Raw genomic sequence first — 14658 nt, 5'->3', positions numbered from 1 at the left:
GTGGCGGGGACGATGTTTTTGTATAAATATAGTCGTCCCCGACCTTAGTCGGCTTTCCTTTGTCGCCGCCCGCCCGCATGCATCCCCTTCATAAAAAGGGGATGATGATGGCGGATGGATCAACCGGCGGGCTGCTCGACCGGGCACGGACGGTAGCGGGGCCGGGTTTTGATCGCTGGCTGGTGCCGCCCTGCGCGCTCGCCATCCATCTGTGCATCGGCATGGCCTATGGCTTCAGCGTGTTCTGGCTGCCGCTGTCGCGCGCGATCGGAATCACCGATCCGGTGCTCTGCGAAAGCATGACGCTGGCCCAGGCGCTGACGACCACGACCTGCGACTGGCGGGTCAGCGACCTCGTCTGGACCTACACGCTCTTCTTCGTCGTCCTCGGCGCCGCCGCGGCGATCTGGGGCGGCTGGCTCGAACGCGCCGGTCCGCGCAAGGCCGGCGTCGTCGCCGCGTTCTGCTGGTGCGGCGGGATGGGGATCGGCGCGATCGGCGTGTCGATGCACCAGTTGTGGCTTATCTGGCTCGGTTCGGGCGTGATCGGCGGCATCGGTCTGGGTCTCGGCTATATCTCGCCCGTCTCGACGCTGATCAAATGGTTTCCGGACCGGCGCGGCATGGCGACGGGCATGGCGATCATGGGCTTTGGCGGCGGCGCGATGATCGGCAGCCCGCTCGCCAATTCTCTGATGAAGCACTTCTCCGGCCCGACCGGCGTCGGCGTCTGGCAGACGTTCCTCGTCCTCGCAGTCATCTATTTCGTGTTCATGATGGCCGGCGCGCTCGGCTACCGCGTGCCTGCCGAGGGCTGGAAGCCCGCCGGCTGGACCCCGCCGACCGATGCCAAGGCAACGATCAGCCGGTTCAACGTCGATCTGAAGGATGCGCACAAGACGCCGCAATTCTGGCTCATCTGGATCGTCCTGCTGCTCAACGTCTCCGCGTCGATCGGCATCATCGGTGTCGCCTCGCCGATGCTCCAGGAGATCTTCGGCGGTCGCCTGATCGATGCGCCGGGCGTGCTCTTCACCGCATTCAGCGACAGTCAGAAGGTCGCCGCGGCGGCGGTCGGTGCCGGGTTCGTCGGCGCGATCAGCCTGTTCAACATCGGTGGCCGCTTCTTCTGGGCGTGGTTCTCTGACCGGCTGGGGCGCAAGCCGCTCTACGCGGTGATCCTGGCGATCAGCGCTGTGCTCTATGGTATCGCCGCCCCCGCACTCGCCGGCACCAGCCTCGGTCTCTTCATCCTCGTCTTCTGCATCCTCGCCTCGACCTATGGCGGCGGCTTCGCGACCGTGCCCGCCTATCTGGCGGACATATTCGGGACAAAGTTCGTCGGCGCGATCCACGGCCGGCTGCTGACCGCCTGGTCGACCGCGGGCGTCGTCGGGCCGCTGCTCGTCGCCAACATGCGCGACGGGCGGATCGCCGCAGGGATCCCGCGCGATCAGGTCTATCAGCCGATCTTCCTGATGCTAGCGGCGATGCTCGTGGTCGGCTTCGTCGCCAACCTGTTCGTCAAGCCGGTGGCAAGCCGCTTCCACATGCCGGTTACCGAGGGTGTGGCGTCGACGACTGCCGTCGACGCCGCGACGGCCACCACCAGCGCACAGCATGGCGGTGGATCGCGGTCGACCGTCATCCTCGCCTGGCTGGCGGTGGGCGTGCCGATCCTCTGGGGGATCTACATGACGCTGTCGAAGGCGGTCATCCTGATCAAGTGAACGAACGCGACACCGCGGTCGCATCGCCGGACAGGCGATCGCGACCCGGTGGTCGGCGTGGAAAGGGATTTGCGTTGGCACCGACGGTGTCGGCGTGGAGCGGGTGAAGGGAATCGAACCCTCGTCACTTGCTTGGGAAGCAAAAGCTCTACCATTGAGCTACACCCGCATATCGACTGTACGTCCGTGCGGCGGATGAGCGCCGGCGGTCGCGATGCGATGGCGAGCGTCTATCGGCTCGGCGTTAGCGACGCAAGATGCTTCTCGACGCGGAATGGCGCGCTGTGTCGAGGGACGCGGGGCACGACGTAACGAAACTGTCACCCCCGTGTCACCACGCTGCCATTGGTCTGCAATAGGCACCCCGGCAAGCCAGCCCATAGCTGGACCAATCGGGGGACCATCATGATCATCGGCCTGTCACACCGCGCACGCGGCCCTGCTGTCTTGCGCGCGCTTCTTATCGGCAGCGCGATGATCCCGCTCGCGATCGGGATCGCCCGCGCCGAACCGGTCGATGGCCCTGCCGCAGCCGCAGCCCCCGCCCCGCGTGGCAATGCCAGCATCACCGGGACGATCTCGCAGGCCGGCAGCGGCGACTATCTCGACGGCGCATCGGTTTCGATCCCCGCGCTGGGGCTCGCGACCGCGGCAGATCGCGCGGGCCAGTTTACGCTGGCCGGGATCCCCGCCGGGACGCATGACGTCGTCGTCCGCTATGTCGGCTTTCCCGATGCCCGGCGCAGCGTCACGGTCACCGACGCGGCGGTCGTGCTCGATGTCGCAATGACGATCGAGACCAACGCGGCCGGCGACGAGATCGTCGTTTCGGGATCGCGCCCGATCGCCGAGTCAGAAGCGGCAGCGCTGCAGATTCAGCGGACCAGCCCCTCGCTTGTCTCGGTAATCGCGTCGGATTCGATCGGGCGCCTGCCCGACCAGAATGTCGCGCAGGCGGTCAGCCGCCTGCCCGGCGTCGGCGTCCAGCGCGACCAGGGCCAGGCCCGCTACATCACGCTGCGCGGCAGCCCGATCAACTGGACGACGCTGTCGTTCGACGGGATCAACGTGGTCAGCCCGGAAGGTCGCGACGCACGGTTCGATTCGATCCCCTCGGCGATCGCGTCGCAGATCATCGTGCGGAAAGCGGTGACCCCCGACATGACCGGCGAGACGATCGCGGGCAATGTCGACATCATCACCCGGTCGGCGTTCGACTATCCGGGGCTGAAGGTTCAGGCCAAGGGCGGCCTCGGCCATGTCGAGCTCGGCAAGAAGACCGAATATGAAGGCTCGCTCGTCGTGTCCGACCGATTCGACACGGGGATCGGCGAATTCGGCATCGTCTCGTCCGCCAGCCTCTATCGCCGCGGCATGGTCACCGACAATTTCGAGACCGATTTCGAAGCGGTCGACCGCGACCTGCGCCCCGGGTACGAGACGCGCAACTGGGCGCGCGAGACCGAGAACAAGCTCTACCGGCTGACGCGCAAGAACTATTCGCTGTCGAGCCGGCTCGACTGGCGCCCCGCCCCCGGCCACAAGCTGTTCGCCGAGACGATCTATTCGGCGTTCGAGGATGACGAGCAGCGTAACAACTACATCTTCGATCTGGACGACCAGCAGTCGCGCACCCCGAACGGCACCGCAGCGTGCGCGGTCAATGCGCGACCCGCCTCGGGCACCACGGGCTATGCCGATGTCTGCACCGGCAACACCCCCCTGCTCGGCACGGTGTACGGGATCGATCTCAATTCGAACTTCACGGTGCGCAAGTACAAGCAGTCGGTGTTCACCAACACGCTGGGCGGCGATCACGAACTCGGCGACTGGAAGGTCGCGTGGCGCGGCAACTACACCCGGTCGATCGACGACCGGTCGCAGCCTGCGCAGCTCAACTATGACAGCCCCTCGTTCGGCACCAACGGCGCGAATGCCGCCAACCGCCTGACCGTCGGCTATGACCTGACCGATCCGCAGCTCGCCAAGGTGCAGCTGTACCGGACGATCCGCAACGCCGATGGCAGCTTTTCGCGCGGCGACCGGGTCACGGCGATCGAGGATTTCCCGCGCACCCTGTCGCGCCTGCGCTCGCTCAAGGCGCAGGACGTGACCGAGGCCTATACCGCCAAGCTCGACGTCAGCCGCGAGGCGTCGGTGTTCGGCGCCTCGACGATCCTCGCCGCCGGCGTGCGCTATGACGACCGCACCAAGACGTCGAACGAATATCTCCTCGACCTGTCGACGCCCGCGCAGTTCGCCGCGGCGGGTATCGCGACGGACTATTCGGCGATCGCCAAGCCCGGCGGGTTCCAGGGCGAGATCCCGCTCGGCTACACCTTCCAGTATTTCGACCGCGACAAGGTTCTCGGACTGGTCGATCAGGCCAAGGCGGTCGGCAGCTATGTGCGCAGCGACGCCAATTTCTACGACGTCGGCGAAAAGGTCTATTCGGCCTATGCGATGGCGACCGCGACGACCGGCTGGGGCAGCATCATCGGCGGCGCCCGCGTCGAGCATATCCGCAACGACGCACGCGCCTTCTCGATCGGCACGGTCGGCACCGGCAGCGCGGCGACGACGGTCACCACCCCGATCGACGTGAAGTCGAGCCAGACGCTGGTCTATCCCAGCCTACACCTCAACTGGGACGTCGACGACCGGATGAAGGCACGGCTGTCGTTCAACACCGGCGCCGCGCGTCCGGATTATGATCAGCTGCGCCCCAATCTCAGCTATAACGATGCGAACGCCACCATCTCCGGCGGCAATCCCGATGCGAAGCCCGAAAAGGCGAAGGGCGTCGATCTCTATGTCGAATATTACACGATGCCGCGCGGCTTCCTCTCGATCGGTGCCTATTACAAGGACGTCACCGACGTCTTGTTCGATTCGACGCAGACGTTCGGGCGGACGACGCTGAACACCGGCGGCGTCGACCGATCGGGCTATCTCTATTCGACGATCGTCAACGGCGGCAGCGGCTATATCATGGGCATCGAGGGTGCGATCCAGCAGCAGCTCGAGCCTTTCACTGCCGATCTCGGGCTGCCCGAATGGATGGGTGGCTTCGGCGTCCAGCTCAACGCGACGATCAACAAGAGCCGCGCCGAGACGCCGGGGACCGCTGCCCTGCCCTCGCGCAAGGTGCCGCTGCCCGGTGCGTCGGACGCGATCTACAATCTGATCGCCTATTATGAGAAATACGGTTTTTCGGCGCGGGTGTCCTATCAGAACCGCTCGGCATGGCTCGATGCGATCGGCGGCACCGACACGATCGGCGGCGTCGTCCGCGGGATCGACGGCGGCGACTTCTACTGGGCGAAGGACAATGAGCTCGACGCCAGCGTGCGGTACGCGATCAACAACAATGTCGAGATCTACGGCGACTTTGCCAATCTCCTGAACGGCCCCGGCCGCCGCTATGCCGGCTCGTCCGCCTATACGATCGAGCATGAGACGTTCGGGCGGCGCTATACCGGCGGCGTGCGGGTGACCTTCTGATGCGCGCTTTGCCGCTCGTCGCGCTGATCCTCGCCGGCTGCGCGACCACGAGCGTGCCCCAGACGGCCACCGCGCCGCTGGTCGCGGCGACTGCGGAAACCGATCCGGTCGATACCGCGGCGGATGCGGCGGACGATCCCGCGATCTGGCGCAACCCCGCGGACCCGGCGAAGAGCCTGGTCATCGGGACGGACAAGAAGGCGGGCATCCACGTCTACAGCCTGGCCGGCAAGCGGCTGAGCTTCACGCCCGCCGACCGGCTGAACAATGTCGACCTGCGCACCGTCGGCACGCGCGTGATCGCGGCGGCAAGCGACCGCGCCGATGTCGACACCGCGCATGTGTCGCTGTTCACGCTCGACACCGCGGCGGCGAGGCTCGTGCCGCTCGGCCGCTTCCCGGTCGGCCCGGGCGAGGCTTATGGCATGTGCCTGTGGACGCGCGCGCGCGATCACGCGCTGTTCGGCTTCGTCGTGCTGAAGGACGGGCGGATCGATCAGCTCGCGATCGACGTCTCGGGCACGGTCCCCAAGGTCACGACAGTCCGCTCGATGAAGCTCGCGAGCCAGGCCGAGGGCTGCGTCGTCGACGACCGGACCGGGCTGCTCTACGTCGCGGAAGAAGATGTCGGGCTCTGGCGGTTCGACGCGGATCCGGCGGCACCGGCGACCGCGACGTCGATCGCGCGGGTCGACGGCAAGACGCTCGTCGCCGATGCGGAAGGCCTCGCGCTCGCGCCCTCGGGCCGACGCGGCGGCTATCTGGTTGTCTCAAGCCAAGGCGACAACGCCTATACGCTCTACCGCCTGCCCGGCGTCACCTATGCGGGGCGGTTCCGGATCGGCGGCGGGGCGATCGACGGGACCAGCGATACCGACGGCATCGACCTGATGCTCGGCGATTTCGGCCCGGCCTATCCGGGCGGCCTGTTCGTCGCGCAGGACGGCGACAACGCCCCCGACACGCAGAACTTCAAGTTCGTCAGCTGGACCGCCGTGCGTCGCGCCCTGCGGCACTAGCCTGCGACAGCCGCGGGGAACGTCTGGGGCCATCCCGCGCTATAGGATCTGGCATCGATCGGCGTATCGAGAGGCCGCAGATCCGAGGACGATGATGACCCAGACCCGTACCGCGACGCTGCACCGGATGGTGCTGCCCGATCACACCTGCCCGTTCGGCGTCCGCGCCAAGCAGCTGCTTCAGGCCGAAGGCTATGACGTCGACGACCAGATTTTGCGCGACCGGGATGCGGTCGAGGCGTTCAAGACCGAGCACGGCATCGCGACAACCCCGCTGATCGTGATCGATGGCGAAACGATCGGTGGTTGCGACGATCTCGAACGCTATCTGGCGGAGCGCTGAGCGATGGCCCATCCTGATCACCATCCGGTCGCGTCGCCCGTTCCGGCGCATGCGCCACCGCCACCGCCAGTGCTGTCGCGGACCGCTGCCGCACTGATCGTCGTGTCGGTCCTCGGCGTCAGCGCCGCGATCGGTCGCCGCAATGCGCCCGACCCCTCTCATCCGCGGACCCGCCGCTGGTACAAGCGGCTCGACAAGCCCAGCTATACCCCGCCCGATGCCGTGTTCGGCGCGGTGTGGCCGGTGCTTGAGACCGGGCTCGCGGTCGGCGGATATCGTCTGCTCCGCCAGCCCGCGGGGCCACGTCGCACGAGTGCGGTCGGGCTGTGGCTGCTCAACACCGCGATGGTCGGCGGCTGGACCGAGATCTTCTTTCGCAAGCGGGCGCTGCGATCCGGTGCAGTCGTCGCAGGCACGATGGTCGCAACCGGCGGTGCGTATGTCGCGGCGGCGGCGAAGGTCGATCGTCCCGCGGCGCTGCTCGGCGTGCCGTTCGTGGGCTGGCTCGGCTTTGCGACGTTGCTCGCCACGCGCATCAGCGCGCGCAATCCAGACTCCGACGCGGCGGACGCCCGGTGACCGATCTGGTCGTCTGGCATGATGGCGACTGCCCGTTATGCCGGCGCGAGATCGCGCTCATGCGGCGGCTCGACCGGCGCGGCGCGATCACCTTTGTCGATGCCACCGATCCCGATGCGAGTTGCCCGATCGACCGCCGGGACCTGCTCGCGCGGTTTCATGCGCGCGAGGACGGGACGATGCTGTCGGGCGCCGCGGCGTTCGCCGCGATGTGGCGCGCGATCCCGATGCTGCGGCCGCTCGGCCTGCTCGCGCGTAATGGCACGGCGCTCCGCCTGCTCGAGCGTGCCTATCTCGGCTTTCTCGTGGTGCGACCCCGCCTGCGGGCCGCATTGCGCGGCCGGCATGCAGACGAGCGGCGGCGCTAAAGCCCGGCGTTGCGCCGGACAGCGGCGCCCACCGCCGACCAGTCGACATCCTCCCCCTCCTGCGCGATCGCGGCGCGCAGATGATCGCGCACCACGCCGAGCAGCGGCATCGGCGTACGCAGTCGGCCCGCCGCGGTGTCGACGAGGTTCATGTCCTTCAGCCCCAGCGGTGCGGCAAAGCCCGCGGGTGTAAACCGCTGTTCGACCAGCATCTCGCCATACGTCTTGTAGACCGGCGCGTTGAACAGCGTACCCGTCAGCACCTCGAGCAGCAGCGCCGGTTCGACCCCGCCCTTTTCCGCCAGCGTCATCGCCTCCGCCATCGCCTCGACCGCCGCCATGATCATGAAATTGCCGCTGAGCTTCACCAGATTGGCGGCGGACGGCATCTCGCCGACACGGAACACGCGCTGGCTGATCGCATCCAGTGCGGGCTCGCACCGGGCGATCAGATCGTCGCGTCCCGCCGCGACGACGAACAGCATCGCCGCCGCCGCCGCGGGCGGACGACCGAAGACGGGGGCCGCGACATAGCCACCGGCCTCGTTCTGGTCCGCCGTCAGCCGCTCCGCCAGCGCGACGCTGATCGTGCTGTGCGATACATGGACCGCCGGCGCACCGAGGATCCCGTCATCGCCGTAGACCACCGCCTCCAGTGCGGCATCGTCCGCCAGCATCGTCATCACCACGTCGCCCTGCGCCGCTTCGGCGGGCGTCGCGGCGCGAGCCGCGCCACGTTCGACCAGCGCATCGGCCTTGTCCGGCGAGCGGTTCCACACCGTCACCTCATGACCCGCCTCGACCAGATTGGCGGCCATGGCATGCCCCATCTGGCCCAGACCGATAAACCCGATTCTCATGATCATAATCCCTTGTCCGACCGCAGGAGGATCACCCGCCGGTCCTGCCCCGCCCAACGCGCGGGCGGCGCGGATGTTCGACGCGCGCACGCCGGTTGATCGGTCCCGGAACGTCCGGGATACTGGACGTTTTTCCACTTGTGCCTATATACCGACTGGTATGAATAGCTTGTGCACGCTCACTGCCCCCAAGGGCCGCCCCCGCGAGTTCGATCTCGAGGAGGCGCTTGCGGCCGCGCTGCGCGTTTTCTGGCGAAACGGGTATGAGGCGGCGTCGATGGCCGAACTCACGGCCGAGATGAAGATTACCAAGCCGAGCCTCTATGCCGCGTTCGGCAACAAGGAAGCCTTGTTTCACAAGGCGCTCGACCTCTACGAACGCGAAAAGCTCGCTTATATGACCTCCGCGCTCGATGCGCCGACCGCCAAGGCCGTGGCCGAGCGGCTGCTGCGCGGGGCACTCCAGATGCAGACGAGCACCTGCGATCCCAAGGGGTGCCTGAGCATCATCAGCAGCGTTGCCTGTGGCGTCGAGGCCGAACCGATCAAGGCCGAGGTCGCCAAACGCCGCGAGTCGTCACAGGCTGCGCTGATCCGCCGGTTCGACGAGGCCAAGGCTGCGGGCGAGTTCCCCGACGGTCTCGAGTCGCCCGCTCTCGCGCGCTATCTGTTCGCGGTCATGCAAGGGCTGGCGATCCAGGGCGGATCGGGCGCCACCTGTGGCGAGCTCAATCAGCTTGTCGACACCTGCATGATGGTCTGGCCGACGCGCTAGGTGCCGGGGCACGCACGCCTCGATCGCGCGCTCCCCTCCCCCAAGGCACGGTTGCTGCCGGTCAGGATTACCCTCTGTTACGTCCGTCTGACGCGATCTGCATCAGCACAGGTCCCTCGGCCGCAGTATTGGCCGGCGCTGGCCTGTCGATCGCTGCCTTCGACGCCGCCCTGACGACAGCCGAGCGCAGTGCCTCGACGCCATAGGGCTTCGGCAGCAGGATCGCCTCGGGATCCCACGGCACGAGCGCGACCTCGCTGTCGCCGGTTGCGAACACGACCCCGATGCCCGGCCGACGCATGCGGACCGCTTCGGCAAGCTCCGGGCCCGACAGCCCCGGCAGGTTGACGTCGCTGACCAGCACATCGACCGGGCTCGCCTGCAGCGCCGCCAGCGCCGCTTCGGCGCTGGCCGCCTCGATCACCGCCATGCCCAGATCGCGCAGCATTTCGGCGGCACCTGCACGTATCGCCGCGTCATCCTCGACGAGCAGGACGCGGATCGGGACGTCTCCTCCCGACCGCGGCGCATCCTCGTGACCCTCCGCCGCGCGCCGCCGCGCGCGCTGGCCGGCGAGAACCTGTTCGAACTTCCGCGCGAGCGCCTCGCGCGTATAGGGCTTGGACAACAGCTCGACGCCGACGTCGAGCCGGCCGCCATGGACGATCGAGTTCTCCGTATAGCCCGACGTGAACAGCACCGCGAGATCGGGGATCCGCTCGCGCGCACGACGGGCGAGCTCGGGGCTCTTCAGCGTCCCCGGCATCACCACGTCGGTGAACAGCATGTCGATCGGCACGCCGCTTTCGATGACGTTCAGCGCACTGCCCGCGTCGACCGCTTTCAGCACGCCATAGCCGAGGTCGCCGAGCATCTCGACGACGGTCGCACGGACCTCGTCGTCGTCCTCGACCACCAGTACGGTCTCGGTACCGCCGATGATCGGCCCACCGCTGGTCGCGACCTCGACGTCTTCGGGGCCCATCGCGCGCGGCAAATAGAGCTTGATCGTCGTGCCTTCGCCGACCTCGCTGTAGATCTTCACATGGCCGCCCGATTGCTTGACGAAGCCATAGACCATCGACAGGCCGAGCCCGGATCCCTTGCCCTCGCTCTTGGTCGAGAAGAACGGCTCGAACACCTTGTCGATGATGTCGGGCGTCATGCCGCTGCCCGTATCGGTGACCGCCAGCATGACATATTGCCCCGCCGCGACCTCCAGATGGCCGCGCGCATAGGCGTCGTCGAGGCTGGCATTGCCGAGCTCGATCGTGAGCTTGCCGCGCCCCTCCATCGCGTCGCGCGCATTGATCGCGAGGTTGAGCAACGCGTTCTCGATCTGCGTCGGGTCGATGAACGTGTTCCACAGCCCACCACCGACGACCGTCTCCACTTCGATCGCCTCGCCGATCGCACGCCGCAGCATGTCGTCCATCCCGCGCACGAACCGCGTGACGTTGACCACCTTGGGTTCGAGCGCCTGACGTCGGCCGAAGGCGAGCAGCTGCGCGGCGAGCTTGGCGCCGCGTTCGATCCCCGCCATCGCGTTGCTGACCCGGCGCTCGGCACGCGCATTCCCGGCAATGTCCTTGCCGAGCAGCTGCAGATTGCCCGAGACGACCTGGAGCAGGTTGTTGAAGTCGTGCGCGACACCGCCGGTCAGCTTGCCGATCGTCTCCATCTTCTGCGCCTGGGCGAGCCCCGCTTCGGCAAGCCGACGCTCCTCGATCTCGCGGATGACGCGCGCCTCGAGCGTCTCGTTGAGGACGCGCAGCTGACGCTCGGCGCGTTCACGGTGGCTGATCTGTCGTTCGAGCTGCAGCGTGCGATTGACGCGCTCCTCGACGTCGAAGACCAGCACGTAGAAGCCGTTGATCGCCCCATCGGGTTCGATCCGCGGGATATAGCGCAGCTCGGACGCGCGGTCGCCGCCGTCGCGGTGCGGCAGCCGCGCATCGGCGGTTACCGTCTCGCCGGCCAGAGCCCGGTCCATCATCGGCTGCCGTACGGCAAAGGCGGGCTGACCGATGACGTCGCGGACATGCCGTCCGACGACCTGCGCGGGTGTCAGCCCGACCCAGTCCTCGTAAAAGCTGTTGGCGAACCGATAGATATAGTCACGATCGATATAGGAAATCAGCACGGGCAGCGCGTCGGTGACGATCCGCAGCTCCGATTCGCTCCGCGCCAGCTGCCGTTCCGCCGCCACCCGCTCGCTATTGTCGATGACCGTGCCCAGCACGCCGCCGACGCTGCCGTCGAAATCATGCACCGGGGTGTAGAAGAGGTCGAGCGTCACCGCGTGCGCCGCTCCGTCATGATGGAGCGTCATCGGCTGGTCGCGAAACAGCATGACCTCGCCGCGCATCACCTCGCCCAGCACGTGGCGGTTGAAGTCCGCCTGCTCGGGCCAGACGTCGACGGCGCGCGCACCGATCGCAGCCGGATGCTTGCCGCCCGCGAGCCTGGCATAGCCGTCATTATACAGCATGAGGCCGTCGGCGCCCCACATCAGCACCTTGGCGACGGGCGAGTTGACCACCGTATTGACGGTCGAGCGAAGCTGCGGGGACCAGGTGTCGATCGCGCCGAGCGGCGTCGCGCTCCAGTCATGCGCTCGTATCGCTGCGCCACATGCCCCGCCGGCGATCGGCCAGGCCACCGGGGTGGCGGCGACGGATCGCCCCACCCGGTCGCGCAGCAGCGTCAGGGTCTCAGCGGCAACCGCATCGGCGCTGGTGCCGGTGCCGGCAATTACCTGGGCATCGATGAAGCGGTCGAGTTCGGACGCGAGCACCGGGTTGCGGGTCTGTCGGGTAACCATGCCACCGGGGTAGCTTTCCGACCGCGCCTGTCAATCGCGCTTGGCTCCGGCACTGGACCCACCAGACGGAGCGAGCCGCGCGCACGACCGACGTGCACGCGGCGAGAAGCCCCTCAGTCGAGGGGCTTGGTCACCGGGCGCCACATCACGAAGGCGAGCGCCACCAGCGGCAGCACTGCCATGCAGCCCACGATCATCAGCATCAGATTGCTTGCAGTCATCCAGCCTCTCCTTCGTATTTTTACGAAGGCTGACGGGTATTGCCGTGCTTTGCAAGCGGCTTGGCCCAGCGGGCCGTCCACCAACCTGAAGTACGCCCGCGGCGTCAGATGCCTTCGGGTGTCACCACGCGCCCGGTCGCCTCGAGCGCGCCGACCAGATCGGCGATGCAGCGATCGACCAGCGCGGCGTCCGCGCTGCGCACGACGAAATTCGCGCCCGTCCGGCCGTCGCGGAAAAACGGGTAGCTGCCGACCGCGACGCCGTCATGCGCCTTCTCGGCATCGCGCAGCAGGTCGGCGACTTCGCTCTCCGCCACCCAGCAGCCGATCGTCTTCGACACGACCGGGCGTCCGCCCTCGAGCGTGCCGGTGAGCGCGTCGAGCATGCCGGCGGTGATGTGCGGCACCCCCGCCATGATGAAGATGTTGCCGATCCGGATCCCCGGCGCGCCCGACACCTTGTTGTCGATCAGGTCCGCACCGACCGGCACGCGCGCCATCCGCGCACGCGCCTCGGTCAGCCCGCCGCGGGTCGCATAATAGGCCTCGAGCACCGCCATCGCGCGCGGATGATGCTCGACCGCGACACCCAGCGCCTCGGCGATCGAATCGACGGTGATGTCGTCATGCGTCGGGCCGATCCCGCCCGTGGTGAACAGATAGTCGTTGCGTGCGCGCAAGGTGTTCACCGCCTCGACGATCGCCTCGGTCCGGTCGGCGACGACGCGCACTTCGGCCAGCCGGATGCCCTGCACATTAAGCCAGGCCGCGATCTGCGCGACGTTCTTGTCCTGCGTGCGGCCCGACAGGATCTCGTCGCCGATGATCGTCAGTGCGGCCGTCCAGATGCGTTCCTGTGTCATGGCCCTTCGCATAGCCTCGCAAAAGTTGCGCCGCCACGCTATATCGCTCGCCATGACCGAATATGTAACCGTCACGTCCGACGCGCCGGACGCGCGCACCGGCGCCATCAAGCTCCACGGCCCCGCCGCCTTTGAAGGCATGATGAAGGCCGGGCGGCTCGCTGCCGAAACGCTCGACATGATTGTCCCGCACATGGTGCCGGGCGTGACCACCGCCGAGATCGACCGGCTTATCTACGACTTCGTCACAGCCGCCGGCGCGGTGCCGGCGACGCTCGGCTATCGCGGCTATACGCACAGCGTCTGCATCTCGATCAACCATGTCGTCTGCCACGGCATCCCGAGTGAGAAGGCGCTGAAGTCGGGCGATATCGTCAATGTCGACGTCACGCCCTTGCTCGACGGCTGGCACGGCGACACGAGCCGGATGTACCTGATCGGCGACGTGCCGATCAAGGCGCGGCGCCTCGTCGAGGTGACCTATGAATGCCTGATGCTCGGCATCGAGCAGGCCAAGCCCGGCAACCGCATGGGCGACGTCGCTCATGCGATCCAGCGTCATGCCGAGAAGCACCGCTACGGCGTGGTCCGCGATTTCTGCGGCCACGGCGTTGGCCGCCTGTTCCATGACGCACCCGAAGTCGTCCATGTCGGCAAGCCCGGCACCGGCCCCGAACTGCGCCCCGGCATGATCTTCACGATCGAACCGATGATCAACATCGGCCGCCCCGACGTGAAGCTGCTCGACGATGGCTGGACCGCGGTGACGCGCGACCGTTCGCTGTCGGCGCAGTTCGAACACTCGATCGGCATCACCGAAACCGGCTGCGACATCTTCACGCTCAGCCCCAACGGTTACACGCAGCCGCCCTACGGGTGATACGCACGGGAGGGGGGCGCAATCGCCCCCCTCCCGTCATCCTGACGAAAGTCAGGATCCAGAGCCGCAAGGCGCGTACCTCGTTACCCTAGATCCTGACGTCCGTCAGGATGACGACGCAGAGTGGGATGACGACTACAGGTCGCGGCAGAGGATCGCAGCCTTCCGCAACTCCACCTCGGCGCTTTCACCGGCGGCCGCATCACCCTTCGCTTCGAGACCCCTAGTCTGCACCGTCAGCTCGGCCGGCCCCTCGATCCGGCACAGGATACCCTTGGGCGACTGGCTGCAGGCCTTCGTCGCCTTGTCATAGGCCGCCTGGGTCTGCTCGCCCGACGGCCGGACCATGAACGACACCATCGACGACCCGCCAAACAGATGCGATCCAAGACCCATCGTATTGACGCGCCATTCGGTGGCCCGCGCGGGCTTCGATCCGGCCTGTTTCATGTTGAGTTTGGGAGCAAGCCGCTCGCAGAAACTCGTCGGTGCCTGCGCGGGCAGTTGCGTCGCCGTGCTCCCCAGCGCCGCAATCGCCAGTATCGACGCGATCTTCATTTACACCCCCCGAATGACGACCGCCCTGCCATATACCGGGCGGTATCGACGGGAAGTCTGACGCCGTTTCATGACATGGCAATTGCACGTCGCCAGTCCCTCGCGCTTCGAGCAGGATCGACGCTGGCAAGTCG

The 14658-nt window shown here is 67.1% G+C and carries 12 protein-coding genes and 1 tRNA gene; 8 read left to right on the top strand and 5 right to left on the bottom strand.

The annotated features are described in order from the left end of the window. Positions 1-107 precede the first annotated feature (107 nt). Positions 108-1730 (top strand): OFA family MFS transporter, encoded by a 1623-nt coding sequence (locus NEF64_RS05860; RefSeq protein WP_199848935.1) that lies wholly within the window; start codon positions 108-110, stop codon positions 1728-1730. 95 nt (positions 1731-1825) lie between these two features. On the opposite strand, the gene NEF64_RS05855 is transcribed toward NEF64_RS05860, so the two are convergent. Then, positions 1826-1899 (bottom strand) — tRNA-Gly (locus tag NEF64_RS05855). Between the two features lie 278 nt (positions 1900-2177). Between NEF64_RS05855 and NEF64_RS05850 the strand changes: the two genes are divergently transcribed. The 5 genes from NEF64_RS05850 (at position 2178) to NEF64_RS05830 (ending at position 7543) form a co-directional block, all read left to right on the top strand. Then, positions 2178-5234, top strand: a complete 3057-nt coding sequence (locus NEF64_RS05850; RefSeq protein ID WP_162235375.1) for a TonB-dependent receptor — start codon at positions 2178-2180, stop codon at positions 5232-5234. Beyond that, a complete protein-coding gene (locus tag NEF64_RS05845; protein ID WP_056406160.1) occupies positions 5234-6253 on the top strand; it encodes a phytase in 1020 nt (339 codons plus the stop codon). The genes NEF64_RS05850 and NEF64_RS05845 overlap by 1 nt, the downstream gene beginning before the upstream one ends. 91 nt (positions 6254-6344) lie before the next feature. After that, a complete protein-coding gene (locus tag NEF64_RS05840; protein ID WP_235516353.1) occupies positions 6345-6596 on the top strand; it encodes a glutaredoxin domain-containing protein in 252 nt (83 codons plus the stop codon). 3 nt (positions 6597-6599) lie between these two features. Then, positions 6600-7175: a TspO/MBR family protein gene (locus NEF64_RS05835; RefSeq protein ID WP_082446761.1), complete on the top strand. Its 576-nt coding sequence runs from the start codon at positions 6600-6602 to the stop codon at positions 7173-7175. Then, the gene (locus NEF64_RS05830) at positions 7172-7543 is read left to right on the top strand and encodes a thiol-disulfide oxidoreductase DCC family protein (protein WP_056406159.1); all 372 of its coding nucleotides are present in this window, start codon (positions 7172-7174) and stop codon (positions 7541-7543) included. Before NEF64_RS05835 ends, NEF64_RS05830 begins: the two co-directional genes overlap by 4 nt. Here NEF64_RS05830 and NEF64_RS05825 read toward each other — a convergent pair. Further along, positions 7540-8403 (bottom strand): NAD(P)-dependent oxidoreductase, encoded by an 864-nt coding sequence (locus tag NEF64_RS05825; protein ID WP_056406399.1) that lies wholly within the window; start codon positions 8401-8403, stop codon positions 7540-7542. The two genes, NEF64_RS05830 and NEF64_RS05825, sit on opposite strands and share 4 nt — an antisense overlap. Before the next feature lie 160 nt (positions 8404-8563). Between NEF64_RS05825 and NEF64_RS05820 the strand changes: the two genes are divergently transcribed. Beyond that, positions 8564-9178, top strand: coding sequence for a TetR/AcrR family transcriptional regulator (locus tag NEF64_RS05820; RefSeq protein ID WP_031441750.1), 615 nt, complete (start codon positions 8564-8566; stop codon positions 9176-9178). A 67-nt stretch (positions 9179-9245) separates the two neighbouring features. Here the strand turns inward: NEF64_RS05820 and NEF64_RS05815 are convergent, their stop codons facing one another. Together NEF64_RS05815 and NEF64_RS05810 are read right to left on the bottom strand one after the other, a co-directional pair. Then, positions 9246-12002: a response regulator gene (locus tag NEF64_RS05815; RefSeq protein ID WP_056406158.1), complete on the bottom strand. Its 2757-nt coding sequence runs from the start codon at positions 12000-12002 to the stop codon at positions 9246-9248. 325 nt (positions 12003-12327) lie between these two features. Then, the gene (locus tag NEF64_RS05810; RefSeq protein WP_031441748.1) at positions 12328-13086 is read right to left on the bottom strand and encodes a competence/damage-inducible protein A; all 759 of its coding nucleotides are present in this window, start codon (positions 13084-13086) and stop codon (positions 12328-12330) included. A gap of 52 nt (positions 13087-13138) precedes the next feature. On the opposite strand from NEF64_RS05810, the gene map reads away from it, so the two are divergent. Beyond that, complete coding sequence (gene map, locus NEF64_RS05805) at positions 13139-13966, top strand: type I methionyl aminopeptidase (RefSeq protein WP_056406157.1); 828 nt, start codon at positions 13139-13141, stop codon at positions 13964-13966. A 135-nt stretch (positions 13967-14101) separates the two neighbouring features. Here the strand turns inward: map and NEF64_RS05800 are convergent, their stop codons facing one another. Further along, positions 14102-14524 (bottom strand): hypothetical protein, encoded by a 423-nt coding sequence (locus NEF64_RS05800; protein ID WP_056406156.1) that lies wholly within the window; start codon positions 14522-14524, stop codon positions 14102-14104. Positions 14525-14658: the final 134 nt, after the last annotated feature.

Source organism: Sphingomonas aerolata (genome assembly GCF_023935825.1).
Taxonomy (GTDB): Bacteria; Pseudomonadota; Alphaproteobacteria; order Sphingomonadales; family Sphingomonadaceae; genus Sphingomonas; species Sphingomonas aerolata.
The sequence above is the reverse complement of the archived record's forward strand: the minus strand, read 5'-3'. Positions and strand labels throughout refer to the sequence as shown.